The 20,040-nt window shown below is 56.6% G+C and carries 20 protein-coding genes; 3 read left to right on the top strand and 17 right to left on the bottom strand.

Annotated features, from left to right (window positions below; all coding sequences use genetic code 11):
- Nucleotides 1-4: 4 nt before the first annotated feature.
- On the bottom strand, nucleotides 5-478 hold the full coding sequence (locus tag GOV79_RS16880) for a hypothetical protein (protein ID WP_170790707.1): 474 nt from the start codon (nucleotides 476-478) through the stop codon (nucleotides 5-7).
- Nucleotides 475-642, bottom strand: a complete 168-nt coding sequence (gene hemP, locus GOV79_RS16875) for a hemin uptake protein HemP (RefSeq protein ID WP_170773822.1) — start codon at nucleotides 640-642, stop codon at nucleotides 475-477. Before hemP ends, GOV79_RS16880 begins: the two co-directional genes overlap by 4 nt.
- Before the next feature lie 223 nt (nucleotides 643-865).
- Between hemP and gph the strand changes: the two genes are divergently transcribed.
- Nucleotides 866-1,540 (top strand): phosphoglycolate phosphatase, encoded by a 675-nt coding sequence (gene gph / locus GOV79_RS16870; protein ID WP_170790705.1) that lies wholly within the window; start codon nucleotides 866-868, stop codon nucleotides 1,538-1,540.
- Nucleotides 1,541-1,718: 178 nt separating this feature from the next.
- On the opposite strand, the gene GOV79_RS16865 is transcribed toward gph, so the two are convergent.
- Nucleotides 1,719-3,065, bottom strand: coding sequence for an ABC transporter substrate-binding protein (locus tag GOV79_RS16865; protein WP_170790703.1), 1,347 nt, complete (start codon nucleotides 3,063-3,065; stop codon nucleotides 1,719-1,721).
- A gap of 532 nt (nucleotides 3,066-3,597) precedes the next feature.
- On the opposite strand from GOV79_RS16865, the gene GOV79_RS16860 reads away from it, so the two are divergent.
- The gene (locus GOV79_RS16860; RefSeq protein ID WP_170773817.1) at nucleotides 3,598-4,446 is read left to right on the top strand and encodes a response regulator transcription factor; all 849 of its coding nucleotides are present in this window, start codon (nucleotides 3,598-3,600) and stop codon (nucleotides 4,444-4,446) included.
- Nucleotides 4,446-4,931, top strand: coding sequence for an A24 family peptidase (locus GOV79_RS16855; protein ID WP_170773815.1), 486 nt, complete (start codon nucleotides 4,446-4,448; stop codon nucleotides 4,929-4,931). Before GOV79_RS16860 ends, GOV79_RS16855 begins: the two co-directional genes overlap by 1 nt.
- Here the strand turns inward: GOV79_RS16855 and GOV79_RS16850 are convergent.
- The 14 genes from GOV79_RS16850 to urtA all read right to left on the bottom strand — a co-directional run bounded on the left by GOV79_RS16850 (nucleotide 4,928) and on the right by urtA (nucleotide 19,895).
- Entirely contained in the window at nucleotides 4,928-5,911 is a 984-nt protein-coding gene (locus tag GOV79_RS16850) for a type II secretion system F family protein (RefSeq protein WP_170773813.1), read from the bottom strand. The genes GOV79_RS16855 and GOV79_RS16850 overlap by 4 nt on opposite strands.
- A 12-nt stretch (nucleotides 5,912-5,923) precedes the next feature.
- The gene (locus tag GOV79_RS16845; RefSeq protein ID WP_170790701.1) at nucleotides 5,924-6,949 is read right to left on the bottom strand and encodes a type II secretion system F family protein; all 1,026 of its coding nucleotides are present in this window, start codon (nucleotides 6,947-6,949) and stop codon (nucleotides 5,924-5,926) included.
- Nucleotides 6,950-6,964: 15 nt separating this feature from the next.
- Nucleotides 6,965-8,362 carry a TadA family conjugal transfer-associated ATPase gene (locus tag GOV79_RS16840; RefSeq protein ID WP_170790699.1) on the bottom strand — a complete coding sequence of 466 codons (1,398 nt, stop codon included), beginning with the start codon at nucleotides 8,360-8,362 and terminating at the stop codon, nucleotides 6,965-6,967.
- Nucleotides 8,363-8,408: 46 nt separating this feature from the next.
- Complete coding sequence (locus GOV79_RS16835; RefSeq protein ID WP_170773806.1) at nucleotides 8,409-9,614, bottom strand: CpaE/TadZ family protein; 1,206 nt, start codon at nucleotides 9,612-9,614, stop codon at nucleotides 8,409-8,411.
- Between the two features lie 11 nt (nucleotides 9,615-9,625).
- On the bottom strand, nucleotides 9,626-10,264 hold the full coding sequence (locus GOV79_RS16830) for a TadE/TadG family type IV pilus assembly protein (RefSeq protein ID WP_170790679.1): 639 nt from the start codon (nucleotides 10,262-10,264) through the stop codon (nucleotides 9,626-9,628).
- On the bottom strand, nucleotides 10,261-10,752 hold the full coding sequence (locus GOV79_RS16825; protein ID WP_170773802.1) for a TadE/TadG family type IV pilus assembly protein: 492 nt from the start codon (nucleotides 10,750-10,752) through the stop codon (nucleotides 10,261-10,263). The genes GOV79_RS16830 and GOV79_RS16825 overlap by 4 nt, the downstream gene beginning before the upstream one ends.
- Entirely contained in the window at nucleotides 10,749-12,266 is a 1,518-nt protein-coding gene (locus GOV79_RS16820; RefSeq protein WP_170790677.1) for a pilus assembly protein TadG-related protein, read from the bottom strand. The genes GOV79_RS16825 and GOV79_RS16820 overlap by 4 nt, the downstream gene beginning before the upstream one ends.
- A gap of 28 nt (nucleotides 12,267-12,294) precedes the next feature.
- Nucleotides 12,295-13,182 carry a Flp pilus assembly protein CpaB gene (gene cpaB, locus GOV79_RS16815; protein WP_170790675.1) on the bottom strand — a complete coding sequence of 296 codons (888 nt, stop codon included), beginning with the start codon at nucleotides 13,180-13,182 and terminating at the stop codon, nucleotides 12,295-12,297.
- Nucleotides 13,183-13,437: 255 nt separating this feature from the next.
- On the bottom strand, nucleotides 13,438-13,632 hold the full coding sequence (locus GOV79_RS16810; RefSeq protein ID WP_170790673.1) for a Flp family type IVb pilin: 195 nt from the start codon (nucleotides 13,630-13,632) through the stop codon (nucleotides 13,438-13,440).
- A 299-nt stretch (nucleotides 13,633-13,931) separates the two neighbouring features.
- Complete coding sequence (gene urtE / locus GOV79_RS16805) at nucleotides 13,932-14,627, bottom strand: urea ABC transporter ATP-binding subunit UrtE (protein ID WP_170790671.1); 696 nt, start codon at nucleotides 14,625-14,627, stop codon at nucleotides 13,932-13,934.
- 3 nt (nucleotides 14,628-14,630) lie between these two features.
- Nucleotides 14,631-15,371: an urea ABC transporter ATP-binding protein UrtD gene (urtD, locus tag GOV79_RS16800; RefSeq protein WP_170790669.1), complete on the bottom strand. Its 741-nt coding sequence runs from the start codon at nucleotides 15,369-15,371 to the stop codon at nucleotides 14,631-14,633.
- Complete coding sequence (urtC, locus tag GOV79_RS16795; protein WP_170790667.1) at nucleotides 15,368-16,597, bottom strand: urea ABC transporter permease subunit UrtC; 1,230 nt, start codon at nucleotides 16,595-16,597, stop codon at nucleotides 15,368-15,370. Before urtC ends, urtD begins: the two co-directional genes overlap by 4 nt.
- A 3-nt stretch (nucleotides 16,598-16,600) precedes the next feature.
- Entirely contained in the window at nucleotides 16,601-18,553 is a 1,953-nt protein-coding gene (urtB, locus tag GOV79_RS16790; RefSeq protein WP_170790665.1) for an urea ABC transporter permease subunit UrtB, read from the bottom strand.
- A gap of 61 nt (nucleotides 18,554-18,614) precedes the next feature.
- Nucleotides 18,615-19,895, bottom strand: a complete 1,281-nt coding sequence (urtA, locus tag GOV79_RS16785; protein WP_170790663.1) for an urea ABC transporter substrate-binding protein — start codon at nucleotides 19,893-19,895, stop codon at nucleotides 18,615-18,617.
- Between the last annotated feature and the right edge of the window lie 145 nt (nucleotides 19,896-20,040).

Here is a 20,040-nt window from a genome sequence, read left to right as displayed (position 1 = left end):
GCTGTCAATGCAACGCGGCCGAGGGGGATAGATGCCCGGTTGAGGGCAGAGGTTGCGGCGCGGTCATCCGGCGCAGCGCCAGACCCAGCTCTTCGGACAAGGCGGTAAGTGCAGGGGCAAAGTCCGGCCGGACAATCAGCGTCGCCATCATCATCGCGTCCTCGCGCGCCCCTTCCGAGGCCGCAGCGATCATCTGCGCAAAACAGTTCTCATCCGCGCCAAGACAGGAACACCCAACCTGATGACGGATCAAAGGGCGTCGCCCGTGATGCGCACAGAGCGCACACAGTCGATCAATGGTCATCATTGCAACAGCTTCAGGTCCGGTGCCAAGGTCGACCCCGATCTTGCAGGCGATATCTTTGCGCGCCGTTGCGTCGCCCCAAAGCCGCAGGTACAGAACCGCGCTGGCCTCGATCGGGCTGAGATCAGACAGCTTTCCAACCGCCGCCCCTCCGCGTGATAACGAGGCGGTCATTTAGTCAGGATCAGCTTGCCCGCGCGTGTAATGCGCAGGGTGTAAAGCTGGTCGCCCAACGCGATATGAGCAAGGTTCCCGCCTTTGGTCAGCTCTTCGGCCTTGTGTGCCGGCAGCATCGATACGGGGTAGGATTGCGTCGGGTTCGGGTTCTGCACATTCATCAGGTCAACTCCAGAGGGTCACGGGCGAAAGGCCGATTTCTGTTCTCATTTTTTGGGATGGCTGACCCGATTCCGGGTTGGCTGTGTGTCTTGCTGGATAATCTGATTATTTTACTCAGGTATGTCAAGCGGCAATCTATACGCTGCAACCAAGAGTGTGGAATTGCGCTGAAATTGCGAAAAGGCTAGGTCTGACTGAACAATTTCAACGACCGAGGTTTCAATGACCGCAACGCTGATGTTCGACCTGGATGGTACGCTGATTGACAGCTTGCCCGATATCGCCGCAGCGGCGAACCGGATGCTGGGCGACGAAGGCAAACCCGCGCTGCCGCAAGAGATCATCCAGAAATTCGTGGGCAACGGCCTGCCGAAACTGGTTGAGCGTGTGATGGGCCACTGCGACATACCGCTAGACCGCCACAGCGAATTGGCCAAACGAACTCTGGACTACTACGGGGCGGCCTCCAGTGCGCAGACCGTTGTCTACCCGGGCGTACCGGAGGCTTTGGCCCAATTGCAGCAAATGGGCTGCGTACTTGGCATCTGCACCAATAAGCCCGAGGCCCCGGCTCGCCACATCCTGGACGCGCTAGGGCTGTCGCAATTTTTCGATACCGTTTTCGGCGGCGATACGCTGAACACCCGCAAACCCGACCCCGCCCATCTGCACGCCAGCTTTGACGCGATCCCTCAAACCGGTCCGCGCTTGTTCATCGGCGACAGCGAGGTCGATGCGGAAACAGCGCAACGCGCAAAGGTTCCATTCCTGCTATTCACGAAAGGCTATCGCAAATCATTGATTGACGAGATCCCCCACATGCTCAGCTATGACCAAGCGATAGAATTGCCGTCAGCGGTGAGGGCGTCGCTGACGATGTTGGAAGAAACAGCCTGACCCGAAAATGAAGGGCCGGCCGAGGGGGAAAGTAGCCAGCCCCTCATCCGGGGAAGTGGATTGTCCTCGGTGTAACCTTGGATGAACTAGAGTTAACCGCCCGCGCCCTCCGAAGATATTGGGGGTTTCCCGTATTCGGCGAGACAGAGAATTTTCGTCGAAAATTCTTGTGCGTCAATTATGCGCCCGGATTGCACTTTCCTAACTGGCCACCAGAAAACATCGGATGCTGAGGGTCATATTCGACCTGCGCCCTTGGGGTAACATCGACGACTTCCAGCCTGTCATAAGGGTCGGTCGGGCTATCACGTCCCTGCACAACAAGTACGTCTTTGAAACACTGGTGATCCGCACCACGGTACCAGCTTGGCCCATTACCCAAACCGTCAAACTCGAAATCTTCGAGAGCTTCGACAACACCACATGGGTTGAAGGTTCCCGCCCGTTCGACTGCATCGGCATAAAGCAAAACCTGAGAATAGCCGGTCTGTGCCGCGATCGAAGGCGGGAAGCCATATGCTTCCTGAAAGGACGACACGAACGCCTTTGTCCCTTTATCCTGCAGCTGCCAGCTCCAATTCACCGAACCCAGCACGCCCTCGATAGTCACACCCGCCTTCGCGGCCATGAGATCGGAAAGTACCGGGACGACAATCTTGAAATCCTTGCCATTCACGACCTTGTCCAACAAACCGAATTGCAACGCGCTGGCCAACGAATCCTCCAAGTTGGCACCATAGTGGTTCAGGATCAGAACATCCGCGCCCGAGTTCAGAATCGGCGCGATATATGTCGTGAATTCCGTCGATGTCAGAGGGGTTTTGACCCGATTGATTGTTTGCCATCCCAACGCTTCGGTCGAGGCAACAATCGCCTCTTCCTGGGACCAGCCCCAATTGTAGTCAGCACTCAGATGATAAGCACGGCGGTCCGTGCCCAGCTCAGCCCTCAAAACCGGAGCAAGGGCGGCACCCGTCATATAGGCATTGAAGTAATTGCGGAAACCATTGGCTTTCTTCTCCTTACCCGTGAGGTCATTTGCATGGGCCAGGCCAGCCATGAAGATCACGCCCGCGTCTTGGCATAAGTTCTGAACCGCAATGGCCTCGCCCGACGTCGATCCGCCATTCAGCATCACTGCGCCATCGGAATTTATCATTGCCTTGGCAGAAGAATGCGCTTTGGATGCCTTGCCTTCTGAATCTGCCACGACAAGCGTGACTTTCTTGCCCAAAACACCATTCCCGGACAGAGCCCGCGAGGAAAAAGTATTCAGGCACCCGCCATCTCCTTGGCCATTAAGATGCTCGACGGCCAGTTTCTGTCCGCGCAACTGGTCATTGCCTTCCTCTGCGTAGGGTCCAGACAAAGTAGCGTTGAAGCCGAACGTAACCGTGCTTCCGTTTGGTGCATTCGTGAAAGCATCAGAGGACGAGGCGGGAAAGATCATAGGCAACGCAAGGCCGGTGCTCGCTACGACTCCACCGGTCAGCGTGTAGCGACGTGTGACAGATTTGTTACTCATCCACTCTTTCCATTCCCCGTGTCATGCCGTCAAACCTATCCAGTCACAGCCGAAACTGAGGGGCATCGCAGAGTTGTGCAAGAAAACTGTTTCAAAGCATCGAGCTGCCCTCGAAACACTCTCTCGTCAATGACAACACACCAGGTCAGCAGGGTTCTCTGACTGGAGCGCAGCTATCTCTCTATTTCCATTGAGAATATCAAGGTTTGTGCCAACTGCCTTTCGCTTTGAGAAACGACGCCACGGCAACCATTTTGTTCAAATTTTAACGCGAGAGCCGCCATATCTGGGCATAGAACGCGTCTCTGATTGAGGCTTCTAAAGACACATTTCGATACTTTACAACCGTTTATCTCCGACTTACGACCAATAAGACACATGATTAGATGCACAGTCAGGATTTATGTATTGTTAATTTTCGGTTCATGTACGATTGTTAGGATTTTTGGACTATTGAAGAATCGGTTGAGGCGAAAATACAATTCGTGCCATTAGCCAGTAAGTTGTTTTAACCAGTGTGGAACGGTAACTCATGATTGGGGGGAAAGCTCATAGCGGTGCGTGGCTGCCAAACGCGCAACATGCCAGAGCGATCATCAATTTCATTCATTGGAGTCAGGGCGGTCTTGTATTGGACGCCGCGCTGAATGGTATTGCCGAAGCTTTTGGCGCCGAATGCGCCGTAATCAGCCGTCTGTGGCTGAACAAGGGTTCTCATCGCGTTGCCGCCAGGGCTGACACCCGAGATCCTGCCCATTGCCGTCCTCTATTCCTGTCTTTCGCGAATGACGCGTTGGGGCCGTTTCGCAATATGCCCAAGCGGGCCTCGGTCTTTAGTCTGGTTGAAGATGGCGAAGACCCGAGCGATCTTTCCCCCGTCCTGACCGAGTGGATTTCACATCGCAGCCTTTCGGACATTCTGTTTGTCTGTCTTGATCACCAGGGCGGTGAGATTGACTTCTTAGAGCTGCATTTCGGGCGCAACCCGGAACCGGGTTTCAAAGAGGCAATTGAACAAATTGCACCCCAATTGTCCGAAACATTCCAAAGTCGCCGTCCCGGTCTGGTAACCGAAGCGCTGTCGCGCCAGTCGGTTGCGACCATTCGGAAAAGTAGCACGGAAAACGTTGCGATTCTCAGCACCGACAACCCGACTGGCCTGACGCGGGCTGAGTGGCGGGTCTGTGTACTGGTATCTCGAGGATTGTCCTCGCAGGCTATTGGCGCCGAGTTGGACATTGGCGCTGCTACTGTCAGGACACACCTCAAGCATATCTATTCCAAAACAGGTCTGGACAACTTCCATATGCTGGCCCGTCGGCTAGTATCCGTTGAAGAGCGTGAAGCTCTGCATGGGAAGCAGCATCAAGCAAGGGCTTAATGCCACAACTAGACTGGCAAAACTGGATCTCGCTTTGGCTGTTCGCCCCGCTGTTCGTGGCGATCGCATGGACCGATTTCACCCAACTTCGTATCCCGAACCTATACTGCTTAATTGGCCTAGCACTATGCGTTGTCGCCGCCCCTTTCTTGGACTGGAACGAATTGCTGATCCGTTTGCTAATCGGCGGGGCGTGTTTTCTTATCTGCCTGGGGCTATTTGCGATCAACTGGCTGGGTGGAGGGGACGCAAAGATGTTGCCAGTCATTTTTTTGGCCATGCCCCCAAGCGTCGTGCCCACATACATGATTGTATTTTCCGCGGCCATGGCTCTGGGTTTGATCGGGATGTCCCTCTTTCGGCGCTACGCCAAGCGTTTGTCCCCCAAATTCGAGTCGACAGCGCAATCACGAGAGTTTCCGATGGGCATCGCCATAGGGGCGTCAGGCTTGGCCATGATTGCGATGTCGGTTTTCAACGTTTAGTTCCCAAACGCTTCAGCATAGCGGATGAAAATCGGTGCAAGGATCAAACCCGCAATCGCTGGCAGCATGAGGAATGCCATAACCGCTGACATCTTTACCGGCAATTTGTTGGCCAATTCCTGCGCTCGCAGCTCGCGCAACTCCCGCATTTCGTTTGCGTAAGTCGTCAAAGCCGAAGCCAACGGCACACCAAAGCGGGTCGATTGCAGAACGACACTCACAAATGAGCTCATTTCCTCAATCCCAGTCCGACGGGCCATCCGCATCAATGCCGTGTCACGGTCGCGGCCAGCTTGAATTTCGCTGAGCGCAATCAAAATCTCTTCGGACATCTCGGGCGAGACCAACTGCATCTCTACGGCTACTTTCAGCAACGCCTGATCAAAGCCCATCCCGGCCTCAACCCCGATCTGCAGAAGATCCAGCATGTTCGGGAACGCATTTTCCATCTTGCGACGGCGCTCCTTGATGCGCGCGTTCATCCAGTAGTGTGGGCCAAAAAATCCCAGCCCGCACAGCAATGCAACGTTGCGAAGTATCGCGATCAGGTCCAGGCCGGACATATATTCTGAAATGGACGCGCCAAATCTGGTCGGCGGCTGCCAGTTCAACAGCAGGATAAAGAGCAACGGTAGAGACGTCGCCAGACCCAGACGGATCATATAGTAGCCGGCGATCGCGTTCTTGCCACGGAAACCGGATTGCGCCAGAACCTGACCAACTTCGAAACGAACACTGGCGTCCGCCGGGATCAGCGCTGCGCTCAGGCCAGTCGGCTCGGGGTCTTCCCCTCGATCGATATTCGCGCGCGCCAGATTTTGACGTGGGCGACTGGGCAGCATCCGCTCAGCTGCGGTCGACCGTTCGCTCAACGAGGATGAGATACCGAAGAAGGCTACAACCGCGCCAATCAGAACCAGGCCGAAAATCAGGATCTGTAAAACAATGTTGTTTTGAAGCAAAGAATTTATGAATTCCATCGTAAATCCTCCTTATATCCGGAAATTCACGAGTCTGAACATGACGATGGCGTTCAGGACGATTGCCACTGCAATGGCTCCCATGACGGGCCAAAATGCTGGAGCGTCCATAACGTCGCCATAGTAAGATGGGGTCAGGATCGTCATGAATACCGCAATTGCGACCGGGATAGCGGACAAGATATAGGCGGTCATGCGTCCTTCGGCAGAAATGGCCTTGATCTTACGACGCAACGAAAGTCGTGCACGGATCACGCGGGCCAGGGTCCGCAGAATGCCGGCAAGATCACCGCCTGAACCGTGCTGCATCATCAGCGCAACGGCCAGGTACCGGACGTCTTCCTCATCGATTCGATCAGCCATGCTTTTCATGGCCGTCGTCAATTCTTCGCCAAAGGCAACCTGATCGACAACCAATCCAAATTCAGTTCCAATCGGATCCGGCATTTCTTCGGCCACACTTTGCAAGGTGGTGTTCAAAGGATGCCCAACCTTCAAGCCCCGAGACATCAGATCCAGTGCATCCGGCAACTGTTTCAGCAGATTCGCCTTACGCTGGTTCAAGGTCGCTCCCAAAAGCATCAAGGGGGCGATCAGGAAGACAAAAGCGGAAATTGCTACAACCTGTAACGGGTTCGCAATTGTCGAGCCGCCTATGGCACAGATTAGGAAGGCAACACCGCACCCGAGCAGAAACATCTCGGGCACCATGTTCAGGCCAGCTGCTTTTAAGGCGGCGGGCAAGTCCCCCACAAAGGGGAAGTTGCGCAGGAACGGACGCGCCTCCTGAGGTTTGAGCAGATTGAGGACATCCTCCCCCGTCTTGCCTTCGTTCAGCATTTGGATACGGCGATTGATCGCCTCGTCCCGGTTTTCACCACGGCGGGCAAACTGCCGGATCCCTTCGAAAGCGATCAATGCACCGACAAAGATGGCCAAGGCCAGCACGAACCGAACATCAAATCCGGCGACTTCCATTTCCGGACCAACAATTGCGCTGAGGTCCAGGTTCTCGATAAATGCGCGAAGCTGTTCCATTTTGCCAGTCCTCCCTTAATTGAACTGGATCGAGGACAGATCGATACCCGCAGCGGCCAGCGCATCGCTTGATTTCGGGCGGATGCCCGTTGGTTTGAAGCGCCCCTTAACCTTACCGTTCTCGTCTTTGCCTTCGCGTTTGAAGACAAAGATATCCTGCATGGTGACGATCTCGCCTTCCATACCGGTCACTTCTGCGATCGAAGTGACGCGGCGGGTCCCGTCGGACAGACGGTTGAGCTGCAACACGAAGTGGATGGCCGACGCGATGGTCGCCCGGATGGCCGAATGCGGCAGTTCCATACCACCCATCTGAACCATCTGCTCTACACGCGACAGGGCGTCGCGCGGGCTGTTGGCGTGAACCGTCGTCATCGAGCCATCATGGCCGGTGTTCATGGCCTGCAACATGTCGAACGCTTCAGAACCACGTACCTCGCCCACCACGATACGATCGGGACGCATCCGCAGCGCATTTCGAACCAGATCACGCTGCGCAACAGCACCGGTTCCATCCAAACCAGCAGGGCGAGTTTCCATGCGCAGCACATGTTCCTGTTGCAGTTGCAATTCAGCGGCGTCTTCGATGGTCACGATCCGCTCGTTTCCACCAATATAAGTCGAAAGAGCGTTCAGCATCGTCGTTTTACCGGACCCGGTACCGCCCGAGATCAGAATGTTCATCTTGGCTTCGACCAGCCCTTGCAGCAGCGCCGCAGCACTTTCATTCAGCGCGCCATTGTTCACAAGGCGCTGCATGGTCAGCGGTACGCGGGCAAACTTACGGATGGACAGGGCCGGGCCGTCCAACGCACAGGGCCGAATGATCGCGTTCACACGGCTGCCATCCTCAAGACGCGCGTCCACCCAAGGCTGACGTTCGTCGATGCGGCGACCTACGCGGCTGACGATCTTGTCGATGATGCGCAGAAGATGACGCTCATCCCGGAACCGGGCCGAGGTTTTCTCAAGAATACCAGAGCGTTCCACAAAAATCTGTTGATGACCGTTGACGAGGATATCGTTGATCGTCGGATCGGCTAGCAATGGCTCGAGCGGGCCAAGGCCCAAAACCTCATGCATCAGCTCTTCGACCAGTTGCTTGACCTCTTCGCTGCGCATGGCGCGGCCTTCGTGGCGCAACAGTTCGGTGGCGTGTTTGCCGATCTCACCGCGCAGCGTGTCTTCTTCAACTTTGTCGATCACCGCCAGGTTCAGCTTGTCCAGCAGCGAATTGTGCATCCGCGCTTTCAGATCGATGCGGTCCATCTCTCTGGCACGCTTGGTCGCCAATTTCTCGGCTTCAAACACAACGTTATCCGAAGCTTTATCAGAAACCTGCTTCGTATCCAGCGGAACGACCTTAGCGGTGTTCGAAGTTGTGCGACCTGTCCTGTCAAATTCACGAAACATGTTCTTAACCTTTACTACTTTTCACTTCACGTCTGCGGATATGCGATTACGAGTTGTTAACACGCGGCGGCATAGCAGCGCGCGCGTCATCGGCCAGTTTCTTGATTGCTCGCGTTGCTGGCGCACGGTTGGAAACATCTTGCAACGGGATGCCCCGGTCCACGGATTCACGAACCGTGCGGTCATCCTTGGGCACCCAATGGGCAAAATCCTGTTCCAGCAACTTCGCCGCTGCGCGGTGATGGGCTGCGGGCAACAGAGGTTTCTTTTCAAGGCTCGCCACAAGTTGGATATCGATGGCGGGGTTCTCGCTTTGATAGAAATCCATCAGTTTGCGGGCCGACCGCACCGAAGGGACGGCGACATCCGTGACCAGATACAGCCTGTCGGCCTGTGTCAGCACCGGAGTGATCCATTCCACCAGGGCCCGCGGCAGATCGACGACCACATAGTCATGAGTCCGCTTCAGGTTATCCAGAATTGCCGTGATCTGGTCTTCCTGAATGGCTGACAGCGGGCCGTAGCGCGAGGGTGCAGCCAGAACGTCAACACCGCAGGGTGCCTTGACCATAGCCTGTTCCAGAAACGCACCGTCGGGGATGCTTTCATCCATCGCCATGCGCCACATCGCGTCGCTTTCTTCCACGTCCATCAGCGCCGCGATCGAGCCGAACTGGAAATCCAGATCCACAACCGCAACCTCGTTGGTCGCTTTCTTCTTGAAGAAACCCTCTTTGGCCTGCAACTCGTTGGCCATATTCGCGGCCACCAGCGAAGAGCCGACGCCGCCACGCGACTTGGCAACCGCGATCACCTTGCCGAGCGTTGCATGTCCACTCCAAACGGTGGGCAGTTGCGCCTGACGGCGGTTGCGGATTGCATCCACCTGCGGCACGATTTCTTCATTGATGGCCTTGCGGGGCAAAACCTCGTCCACGCCCAACTTCGTAAGCTGCCGCGCTTTTTCCAGCGGCAGATCTTCGGGGGCCAGTGCGATGATGATGGCGTTTGGCATCCGCGCATCGCAGATATTCTGCGCCGTCTTCAACGCACCATCGGCGTCATCTTCGACATCGAACAGGACAACATCATGCAAAGACGCAAGGTTTGCGGCCTTTCCATTGACGCCGGACACCGTTTCTTTCCGACCAGTAAAGCTGCAATTCTCCTGATCCGCCAGAGACCCTTCGATAGCCGAGTAAATCTCTTCATCGGGCGAAATCAAAAACACTGAAATCTGCTTGGAATTCATTATATTACTCCTTACTCTACCGCCCCGACAGCCAGGTCTTCGGCAGGAACCGAAGTGCTCATCGCGGGAAGGGAAATACTGTTCGGGGTATTGGACGTGACCGCCGGATTGCCCGAGGCCAACGCAGCCAGACCAGCCAGCGGCATTACGAAATTGAAATCGACATTGATCAGATCGGCCGTCACAACCGGGGTATAGGGGCCACCCAGGAAACCCAGACGGGTATCATGCGAATAGGTGAACTGAACGTTCTGTGGGTCTGTACCGGGCGGCAGCAGCGGACCGATCTGGTTCCAGATGCGCGCGCCGTATGGGGTTGAGGTATCCAGCGTGCAGGGTGCAGGCAGGTTGGGCACGGCGCAGATACCGCCGTTGCGGCACAGAGCACCAAATCTTGTATTTGCAGGAGCGCCGCCGGAAAGAGTATGTGTTGCAGGCAGCGCCCCGCATTGCGGCGGACCCACCGTCGCCAAACGCGCGGCCGTGTGCATCGCTTTTTGCGCCGCTGTTGTCGACCAGTACAGACGTCCGTAGTCAACGACCCCGAAAATCAGGAACAGAAACAACGGTATAACGATTGCCAGCTCGACCAAAGCTGCACCACGCTGATTGCGGGCAACGGCTTTTAGGATATGTGGAACTCGGATCATACGCCATACACCCTGCTTTGATCTGCGATTTGGATATTCAGCGGGCCAATCCCGTCTCCAAAGAAGTCAAAAATTCCGCCAAATATCAGATCAATGCGCACATCGGCCGTAACCTCCACAACCGAGGTCGGATCAAGCCGATAGGTTCCAGAACGCGAAATGCAGGTTGGTGTTACGTCCACAATTGTCGCGCCGCCGGGGATGACCGTCGACCCGCCCAGCTGGTTCTGAACAATGTCCGTTGCCAGCGCGTCATAGGTTCCGACTGTGCCAGCCGCGCACAGATCCAGCGGTGCAATTCGGGCAATCATGCGCGAAGCATCACGCACTCCTGCCGAAGTCACCTGATGGATCCAGGTGATCCGGCCGCCTTCAATAATCACGGCCAGAAACAGCAGGATCAAGGGCATGACCATGGCGAATTCAACCATTGGGGCACCGGATTCGCAGCGCTTGAAGCGAGTGATATGGGACAGCAAACGTTTCACCGGTACAACCTCACGACATCGCGGAAGATACCTTCGTCGATGCCAACACCAGCACCACCGACCTGTTCCACCACTTCGACATAGATATCGAAATCAGTCCCCGAAGTTTGCTCCAGTGGCTGGATCAGAAAGACTTTTACGAATTCCTGCACCGGCACGTCTACGGCGCGACCTACAACTGGATTGGCATCGCAATCGATAGCGGCGGCGATGAATGTGCGGCGATCAGGGTCAGGGTTCGTTGTGCTCGCACATTGCCGACGACCCGTTTCACTGCGTCCCTCAAGAATGTCACGGCCAGCGAACTTGGTAATCTCATCCAGATACATCTGGTAGCGCGTGTTGCCGGTAGGCAAGCTTATGGTCCCATCAGCAATCAGCGGATGTGGTTGCAGCGGGTTTAAAGGGTCTGTTCCAGTACCATAGTTCGTCGCCAAATAGGCGGCTCTCCCATCATCCCAGTCCCCATCACCGAAGCGGCCGGCACCTTCGGGCACCAATGTGGCGCAGTTTCCGGCATCAAAACAGTCGTCGCGCGGGAACGGCATGGTGTCATCTGAAATCGTTGGATTGTTTTTCAAGCACTGGCCGGTCGAATTCTCCCACCCAGCAATAACTTGAGGACCAGGGGCATAGGCCGGATCATTCCGCAAGCTGTTCATCGTTGCGAGGAATAAATCAAAACGAGAGTTATAGATGGCCGAACCAATACCGTTCCGTTGCCCCGGTTCCGTGTCCACCCCACGCTGCGACACACACTTAGTCAAGTTACCCTCGGCGGCGATAAGACAGATATAAAGGCTTGATCCATTCAAACCCGCACAGGGGCCGTTGGGATTGATCCCAATATCTTGAGGGTCAAGAAAGCCGAAGTTTCCAGGACCCCAGGCCGAGTCGTTGCCACCGGTACGCAACTGGATAGCCTGACCGACATTTGCGTTAGCCGTCCAGCCGCCCGGAATGCAAAACATCAAGGGGGTCACGTCGCAGGCAAATCCTGTATACCCAGCAATCGCTGTCGCTCCGACTTGTTCATTGGGAACCGCAGCACCCAACAACGTCGCTAAACCACGGGCAAAAGGCAGGAAAACGGTTCGCGGCGTTGCTTGCACCTCGACCATGATGGCTGCACTCGCATCGTTGGTCAAAAACCCGTCTACCGCGTCATCATCATCCGGGTCGACAGCAGGGTCCGGCAAACCGGTCAGAAAGCGCAGGCTGAAATCGGCAGCCGAGTCCAGCGTCTGATCGCCATCGGCAAAGAACTGGCGATCCGCGATCATGTTCTCGGCGGCTGTACGAGCGCGGGTAATTGCGTCGGCATTGCCGTCAAGCTCACCCGCAGCGGCCAAGGCCACATGGTCGGCATAAGACTGCAGGTCGGTCTGGGTCGAGGCCATACGGCCAAGGTCAAAGGTCAGGGCGGCGAAGCCGAGGATCATAGCCAGGCAAAGTGCCACAAAAATCAGGATCGTTCCGTCTTCTTCTTTCTTGAACTTGGAAACAAAAGTCATCGTTAACCCTCCCTGACCCTGACTGGTATCAATTCACGGTGCTTGATGTATCCGTGACCGGGACCTCTTCTTCGGATGCTGTGATTTCAACTTCCGGCACCTCGTCGTCAGTTGCCGTAATTGTCACTTTTTCTTCCTGAATATCCGAAATACCGCGGCGCACTTTCACAACAGGTTGCGGGGCACCGTCTTCGACTGGTGATTTTTCCAGCAGAATGTCGCTGAGGCGAACGGCCTCAAGAGGTTTATTTTCAGTCTCATCCAGTGAACGCAGAGACAGGCTAAGCTGTCCGGCTTTTTGCGCCAAAGCCAGCCGCTGGCTTTGTTCCGGCGTCACCTCAACGGTGACGGTCCGCGCGATACCGGGCTGGTCGATCTCTTCATCAGCCTTTTGGTCAACACCAATGACGCGGATATTTTGAAGGATGGTCAAGGCACGCAGCGATTCATCTGTGCCGCGTGTAAGAACAACATCCACGAAGTCACCCGGCGTGACAAATCCACCAACGCCCGACTGCGCGTTGACATTAATCGCCATCGCGCGATTGCCTTCACCGATCGTCTGAACGATGGTGACTTTTTCTCCGAATTCCGAAACTTTCGAAGCAAGCAGGATTTCACCCTGCGCCAGCGCACGCTTGGCCCGGCGCGGCTCCCCGCCTGCGGCTGGCAGCACGTCATCAAAACTCGTGAACACTCCAACGGGGACCGACTCAGCGGGCCATTCGATAGTGGTTAACTTGTGGCCTTCAATCGGATTTCCAAACGGGATGTCTTCTGAAACAGCAACAACGCGAACGATGCTCGCGTCTACTGCAGCAGCTTGATTCCGTGCCAGCTGGTCCTGGGCCCAGAAAACTGCGCCTCCAGCAAGGCCGACACCGAAGATAGTCATCAATAAAGATTTAATGCGCATGTTGCCCTCCAATTTCCGAAGTGAGCTTTGGCTGTCAGGTTTGGGCGATGTTCAATCAAACTGAGTAAATCAGCGTTCAAACTGACGCAATTTTGGGTCTTTGTAGGCCAACTTACCCAGCGCAAAGCTGGGAAAGCTGGAGTTTTTCGGTCCGCTATTTCAAAGCCTAGGTCAAACCCGACTTTGCAACCTAGAGCGGCCAGTTGCTTAACACACCGAGAAACAGCGGCTCACGCAACCGTTGCAACTTATCGCTTACGGCGACGGAGTACGGTTGGTGATCGAACCGTTAGCTTCAGTGAAGTTCGAGCTGGTGCTCTGCGCAACGGTGATCAGAACACCGCCACCTGCAACGATCGCAACCAGCAGGGCGATACCATATTCAACCAGGGTCGCACCGCGCTCGTCTTTACGCAGCTTCAGAAAGAACTTGCGAATAGTTTTCGACATAATTTTTACTCCAGACTGTTTTACCAAGTGCGAAATCCGCACGCTTACGAGGTACCAGGCAGCATCCCCGTTAATAGAATGTTTACCAGCCGTGAACCTATAGAGCCTCCCCATAAACGAAAAGGTTTTCCCGTATAACGGGAATTTTTTGTCGTTTAAGGCGGATTTGTGACCTTGCTCTTGCGTTGAATCAGCGATTCGACCGGTGATTCCCGCTTATTTTACACCGCAAACACATTTATGGCCGATCTGAGAACACAGATCGGCCACATTTGCCCCCAATTCGCGGATTGGGTGTGCTACACGGTCACGCCTTGCAGGACCTGCTCGCGCGACAACTCCTGCCGCGATCCCTGCATCAAAATCTCACCGCGCCTCAGAACAACGAAGCGGTCAGCGAGGTCATAGGCGAAATCGAAATACTGCTCGACCAGAACGATCGCCATCTCACCTTTAGAGCGCAGATGGCGAATGACCTCACCGATCTGCTGGATGATGTTGGGCTGAATACCCTCGGTAGGTTCATCCAGCAGCAGCAGGCTGGGTTTGGTGATCAGGGCACGTGCGATGGCGAGTTGTTGTTGCTGGCCACCTGACAGATCACCTCCGCGGCGGTTCTGCATTTTCTTGAGAACCGGGAACAAGTCGAAAATCTCATCGGGGATAAAGTGTTCGCTGGACGGCAGGCAAGCAAAGCCAGTTTCCAGATTTTCACGCACAGTCAGCAGGGGAAAGATCTCGCGCCCCTGGGGAACGTATGCCACCCCCTTCCACGCCATTTTATGCGCCGGAAAGGGCGGGAGGACCTCACCATTCAGCTCCAGCGTACCGCCAGAGCGGGGATGCGTGCCCGAGATTGCCTTGATCAGGCTGGTCTTTCCGACACCATTGGTGCCCATCACGCAGGTCACCTCACCCTGCGCGGCTTGCATCGAAACACCGTGCAGGATTTGCGAATGCCCGTAGTGCAGGGTCAGATCATTCAGTTTCAGCATCGCCTAGCGCCCCAGATAAACGTCGATGACGTCCTGATTTGATGTCACGTGGTCCAAGGACCCCTCGGCCAGAACCGAGCCCTCGTGCAACACAGTCACCTTGCAGTTCAGACGGCGGACAAACTCCATATCATGCTCCACCACAACCACGGCGCGGGTTTTCGCGGCCTGCACCAGAAGATCGGTGGTGTGTTCGCGTTCCTGCGGGGTCATCCCGGCAGCGGGTTCGTCTACCAAAAGCAAGCGCGGCTCCTGTGCCAAAAGCATCCCAATCTCAAGCCATTGCTTCTGCCCGTGGCTGAGTTCGCCCGATTTGCGGGTCAACTCGTCCTTCAAGCCGATCTCGGCGGCCAGTTCCTCGACTTTCTCCAGATCGCCCTTTGAAGGGCGGTAGAACAGCACGCCCAACCATCCGCGTTTGTTCTTCAGCGCCATCAGCAGGTTTTCCTGCACGCTCTGATCTTCGAACACGGTGGGTTTCTGGAATTTCCGCCCGATCCCGGCCCGCGCGATCTTGGCCTCACTCATGCGCAGCAGGGAAACGGATTTCTCGCCCCAGATGACGCGGCCTTCGTCAGGACGTGTCTTGCCGGTGACGATATCCATGAAAGTGGTCTTGCCCGCACCGTTCGGCCCGATCACGGCGCGCAGTTCCGCGTTGCCGATCTGGAACGACAGGTTGTTGATGGCGCGGAACCCGTCAAAGGTGACGGAAACGCCGCTGACTTCTAGCAGAGTGCTCATTCCGCGGCCTCCTTTTCGCGCAACGCGCTTTCATCAGGCCCCAGGGCCGCACCGTGGCGCTGCGGTGCCCTGCGGTTGGTCCAGAGGTCGAACAGCCCCCCGATCCCTTGTGGGGCGAACAGTGTGACCAGCACGAAGGACACGCCCAGCAGCACCTGCCACCAGTCAACCCATTTGATTGTATAGAAGCCCAGCGGGATGTCCGGGGCCTGCCCGCCGGTGAACCATGTGCTAAGCAGACTGACGAACGCCGCGCCGATGACGGCACCGTACAGGCGACCGCGCCCGCCGATGGCGACCCAAACGGCCAGATAGATCGAGGCGATGGGGGCCATCTCCTCGGGGTTGATAATGCCCGCCTGCGGATAATAGAGTGCGCCCGCGATGGCGGCGATGCAGGCGGTCAGAGTGAAGACGGCCAGCTTGTAGACCTCGACCGAATAGCCGAGGAACTGCACCCGCGCCTCGTTATCGCGGATGCCGCGAATGACCGAGCCGAACTTGCCCGACACCACCCATGCCGCCAGCAAATAGCCCAGCCCCAAGGCCAGTGCCGAGGCCCAAAGGAACCAGATCGACACCACGTCCTGCGAGACGGTGACACCCGGCAGGTTCTGTAGGCCCGACAGGCCATTGTTGCCGCGCAAGCCACTGTCGTTCTGAAACAGGTACAGCGCCAGTGCCAAAGTCATCGCTTGGGTCAGGATCGACAGGTAGACGCCCGTCACCCGACTGCGGAACGCCAGCCAACCAAAGATCAGCGCCAGCAGGCCCGGTACCAGCACCACCAGTACCAGCTGCAGGAACAGGCTGTCCGAGAAGGCCCAGATCAACGGGAACTCGGACGACCCGACCACACCGAAGATCTGCGTGCCGATGGCGTCCACGACCTCGGATGACGTCGGAGGGATTTCGGCTTGCGACAGTGACTCGACGACGATCAGACGCGTGCGTTCATACATCAGCCACATGCCGATCATGTAACCGCCCAGCCCGAAAAAGGCGAAATGGCCCAGAGAAAGGATGCCGGTGAAGCCCCAGACCAGATCCATTGCTACGGCAATCAGGCAAAGGCACAGGGTTTTGCCCAGCGTCTTGACGAAACTGGTCGAGATCACGCCGATCCCGAACCCTTCGGACAGGACGGTGACGCCCAAAGTGAACAGGGACAGGATGGCCAGAAAGACCAGGACCGAGGGGTTTTTGGCAACAAAGCTGCGTTCCATGGCTCAATCCCCCGCCGCGCGGCCTTTGAGGGCGATGATACCCCTTGGCCGGAACTGGATGAAAATGATGATGAAGATGATCATGTAGGTCTGCGCTGCAAGGGTATTCGACGGGTTCATCCACTCGATCCCCTTTTGCAGGAAGCCGATCATGCCCGCACCAGCCAGAGCACCCCAGATGTTGCCGACACCCCCGACAACCACGGTCATGAAGCTTTGCACGATATAATCGCTGCCTAGGTCGGACGTGACCTTGGCGAACAACCCAATCGCAACCCCCGCGATCCCGGCGATGCCCGAGCCGAGGCCAAAGGTCAGCATGTTCACCCGCCCCGGGTTGATGCCCATCGACCCGGCCATGCGCGGGTTCTGCGTGACGGCGCGCATCTCAAGCCCCAGCCGCGTGCGTTTCATGATGTACAGGAACAGTCCCAGAAAGATCATCGCCAGAACAAAGATCGCGATACGGATGTAACTGATCGAGACCACATCGTTCAGCACCCATGCTCCGTCCAGCCAGCCCGGTGCAGTCAGTGGGCGGGCCTGCGTGCCAAAGATGTTCTTGGCCAGTTGTTGCAGCGCAATAGAGATACCAAACGTCGCCAGCAGAGTCTCCAGCGGGCGAGAATAAAGCCAACGGATCACCAGCCGCTCCATCGCGACGCCCATGGCGAAAGTGACGGCAAAGGCCATCGGGATGGCGACGATGATCGACAGCGTATGGTCGGGGATAAACTGCTGCACCACATAGCCGGTATAGGCGCCCATCATGATGAACTCGCCATGGGCCATGTTGATGACGCCCATCACACCGAAGGTGATGGCCAGACCGATGGCCGCGAGGAAATAGATCGAGGCCAGAGAAATCGCGTCCAGAGTCAGGTCGAGGGTCTGGTTCAGGCCGACTTTTAGCTCGATCTGGTCCAACGCCTTTTCGGCGGCGGCTGTGACTTCGCCCGACGGCTCTGCATAGGTTTCAAAGAACACATGCGCGCCCAGCGCTGCGTCGATGTCAGTCTGCGTGATCAACGCGGGGACAGTTCCGGCTTCGGCCAATGCCGCATAAGCCTGCGCCCGGGCGGCGTCAGTGGTCAGTTGCGCAACCGGAACACCGCCCAAGCGGCCTCCGTCTATATTGGCGGCCAGCGCCGTGCGGATGTCATCGGGCGATACACGGGGTTTGGCTAGGTCACCCGCGACCAACAGATCATAGGCGGCATCACGCGACAGGTCATTCGAGCCCGGTTGCAGTACACCGGCGATATTCACATCCGAAGGTAAATCTGTCGCCGTCTGCAGCTTGGTCACGACCAGAGGGTTCAAAGCCGCGCGCACGTCCACACCCAGATCGTCGGACATCTCCTCGATCGCGGCCACACGGGCTGCAGTATCTTCGTCGTAGCCGATGGTCAGCAACCGCTCGAGGCGTTGCTTCTGCGCTTTCAGATCGGCATCGGGTTCGCCATCAATCGACGCGCGCAGCGGCTCAAGCAGAGCGCCCTCGGGATCGCGTTGGATAGACGTCAAAGCGGCCAGTCGTTTTGCACGATCCGGGTCGGTCAGTTGGAATTGTACCAGTGCCGTGCCGATCATCGCGCGGATGCCGCTATTGGGTTTCAACTGTTTCAGGTCGGATTTCTCAAACGTCCCGACGACCTCTCCGGTGTCGAAATCGGTCAGCTCATATGAACGCCCTTCACCCTTTTTGCCGGCAAAGAACAGGCCATCGGACTTGCGCATCCACACGTTTTTGGCGGCCCACGTCTCAAGCATGACCTGCGCTTGCGGCAACCCGCTGCTGGCAATCGCTTCAATCGCCGGTCCGATCGTCTTGCGCGAGCTTTTGGCGATGATCTCCTGATGCTCTTGCAGGATCGGTTGCAGACCGCCCTCTTGCGCGTTGGCCGTCAGGCAGGCGCACAGGATTGCGAGGCCCGCAAGGAATAGTCGTAACATGTAAAGAAACCCGAGGTGTCTTAAGGGCAAGGCGGGCGATCACACCCGCCTTGCGTGTCGTTTAGTAGTTCGATAGCGTCTGAACGCAGGTCTTGGTCTCGGTGTTGTACATACCGCAGCCCAGCTCTTTCCAATCCGAGATCAGAACCGCCGATTCCGGCAGGAAGTCGGTCCAGGCATCACCCGGCACAACGTCGGTCTCGCTGATGATATCGAACTGACCGTCTTCCTGAATCTCACCGATCAGAACCGGTTTGGCCAAGTGGTGGTTCGGTAGCATGACTGCGGTTCCACCGGTCAGGTTCGGGAACTCCTGGCCGTACATCGCGGCGCGCACATCGTCGACTTCGGTCGAGCCCGCCTCGGTCGCGGCATTCACCCACATGTTGAAGCCGATGTAATGCGCTTCCATCGGGTCGTTGGTCACGCGGTCTTCACCCATGGTGGCTTTCCACGTCTCAACGAATTCGGCGTTCACGTCGGTATCCGCCGACTGGAAGTAGTTCCACGCGGCCAAGTGGCCGACTAGGTTTGCCGTGTCCAGACCCGACAGTTCTTCTTCACCGACCGAGAAGGCCACGACAGGAATGTCATCTGCCGAAACGCCTGCTGCTGCCAGTTCTTTATAGAAGCCGATATTTGCGTCACCGTTGATGGTCGAGATCACGCCAACTTTCTTACCGTCTGCACCCAGCGCGACCACGTCCGCAACGATCTTGGACCAGTCGGAATGACCGAAGGGGGTGTAGTTGACGAAGATATCCTCGTCCGCGATGCCTTTACCCTTCAGATAGCTTTCCAGAATGTTGTTGGTGGTTCTGGGGTAGACATAGTCTGTGCCGAGCAGAGCGAATTTCTCGACCCCCAGCTCCTCCAAGAAATAGTCGGTCGCAGGGATTGCCTGCTGGTTCGGCGCGGCGCCGGTGTAGAAGACGTTCTTGGACGATTCTTCGCCCTCATACTGAACCGGGTAGAACAGCAGGCCGTTCAGTTCTTCGATCACCGGCAGAACCGATTTGCGGCTGACCGAGGTCCAATTGCCGAAGATCACATCCACTTCATGCACGGTCAGCAGCTCGCGCGCCTTTTCAGCAAACAGCGGCCAGTCGGATGCGGGGTCGACGACAACCGCCTCAAGCTGTTTGCCCAGCAGGCCACCCTTGGCGTTTTGCTGGTCTATCAGCATCAACATGGTGTCTTTCAGCGTGGTTTCCGAAATCGCCATGGTGCCAGAAAGCGAGTGCAATACACCGACTTTGATCGTGTCTTCGGCAGACAGTGCAGCGGTCGCCATGGCGGCAAAGACGAGAGATCCGGCGAGCGTGGATTTGAGAGATGTCATATGATTCTCCTGGGCGGGGCCGGGAGAGAGGGCTTGCGCAGATACGCACTCTTCTTCTACCTGATCCCCGCAACTGTTGTTGCGATCCGTGTGGCGGTTGTGTCCGAGGTCCAATTCGCGCAGCCGTCACACACCCTCGGGGATC

The sequence above is a fragment of the Ruegeria lacuscaerulensis genome (assembly GCF_013034745.1).
Lineage (GTDB): Bacteria > Pseudomonadota > Alphaproteobacteria > Rhodobacterales > Rhodobacteraceae > Ruegeria > Ruegeria lacuscaerulensis_B.
The sequence above is the reverse complement of the archived record's forward strand: the minus strand, read 5'-3'. Positions and strand labels throughout refer to the sequence as shown.

Coding starts and splice junctions, on each gene's coding strand:
- GOV79_RS16845 (WP_170790701.1), bottom strand. CDS start 6,949: ATGGAACAGCTTCGCGCATTTATCGAGAACCTGGACCTCAGCGCAATT.
- cpaB (WP_170790675.1), bottom strand. CDS start 13,182: ATGCGCATTAAATCTTTATTGATGACTATCTTCGGTGTCGGCCTTGCT.
- GOV79_RS16810 (WP_170790673.1), bottom strand. CDS start 13,632: ATGTCGAAAACTATTCGCAAGTTCTTTCTGAAGCTGCGTAAAGACGAG.
- urtD (WP_170790669.1), bottom strand. CDS start 15,371: ATGAGCACTCTGCTAGAAGTCAGCGGCGTTTCCGTCACCTTTGACGGG.
- gph (WP_170790705.1), top strand. CDS start 866: ATGACCGCAACGCTGATGTTCGACCTGGATGGTACGCTGATTGACAGC.
- urtC (WP_170790667.1), bottom strand. CDS start 16,597: ATGGAACGCAGCTTTGTTGCCAAAAACCCCTCGGTCCTGGTCTTTCTG.
- urtE (WP_170790671.1), bottom strand. CDS start 14,627: ATGCTGAAACTGAATGATCTGACCCTGCACTACGGGCATTCGCAAATC.
- GOV79_RS16850 (WP_170773813.1), bottom strand. CDS start 5,911: ATGGAATTCATAAATTCTTTGCTTCAAAACAACATTGTTTTACAGATC.
- GOV79_RS16835 (WP_170773806.1), bottom strand. CDS start 9,614: ATGAATTCCAAGCAGATTTCAGTGTTTTTGATTTCGCCCGATGAAGAG.
- GOV79_RS16865 (WP_170790703.1), bottom strand. CDS start 3,065: ATGAGTAACAAATCTGTCACACGTCGCTACACGCTGACCGGTGGAGTC.
- GOV79_RS16860 (WP_170773817.1), top strand. CDS start 3,598: ATGATTGGGGGGAAAGCTCATAGCGGTGCGTGGCTGCCAAACGCGCAA.
- GOV79_RS16820 (WP_170790677.1), bottom strand. CDS start 12,266: ATGACTTTTGTTTCCAAGTTCAAGAAAGAAGAAGACGGAACGATCCTG.
- urtB (WP_170790665.1), bottom strand. CDS start 18,553: ATGTTACGACTATTCCTTGCGGGCCTCGCAATCCTGTGCGCCTGCCTG.
- hemP (WP_170773822.1), bottom strand. CDS start 642: ATGAATGTGCAGAACCCGAACCCGACGCAATCCTACCCCGTATCGATG.
- urtA (WP_170790663.1), bottom strand. CDS start 19,895: ATGACATCTCTCAAATCCACGCTCGCCGGATCTCTCGTCTTTGCCGCC.
- GOV79_RS16840 (WP_170790699.1), bottom strand. CDS start 8,362: ATGTTTCGTGAATTTGACAGGACAGGTCGCACAACTTCGAACACCGCT.
- GOV79_RS16880 (WP_170790707.1), bottom strand. CDS start 478: ATGACCGCCTCGTTATCACGCGGAGGGGCGGCGGTTGGAAAGCTGTCT.
- GOV79_RS16830 (WP_170790679.1), bottom strand. CDS start 10,264: ATGATCCGAGTTCCACATATCCTAAAAGCCGTTGCCCGCAATCAGCGT.
- GOV79_RS16855 (WP_170773815.1), top strand. CDS start 4,446: ATGCCACAACTAGACTGGCAAAACTGGATCTCGCTTTGGCTGTTCGCC.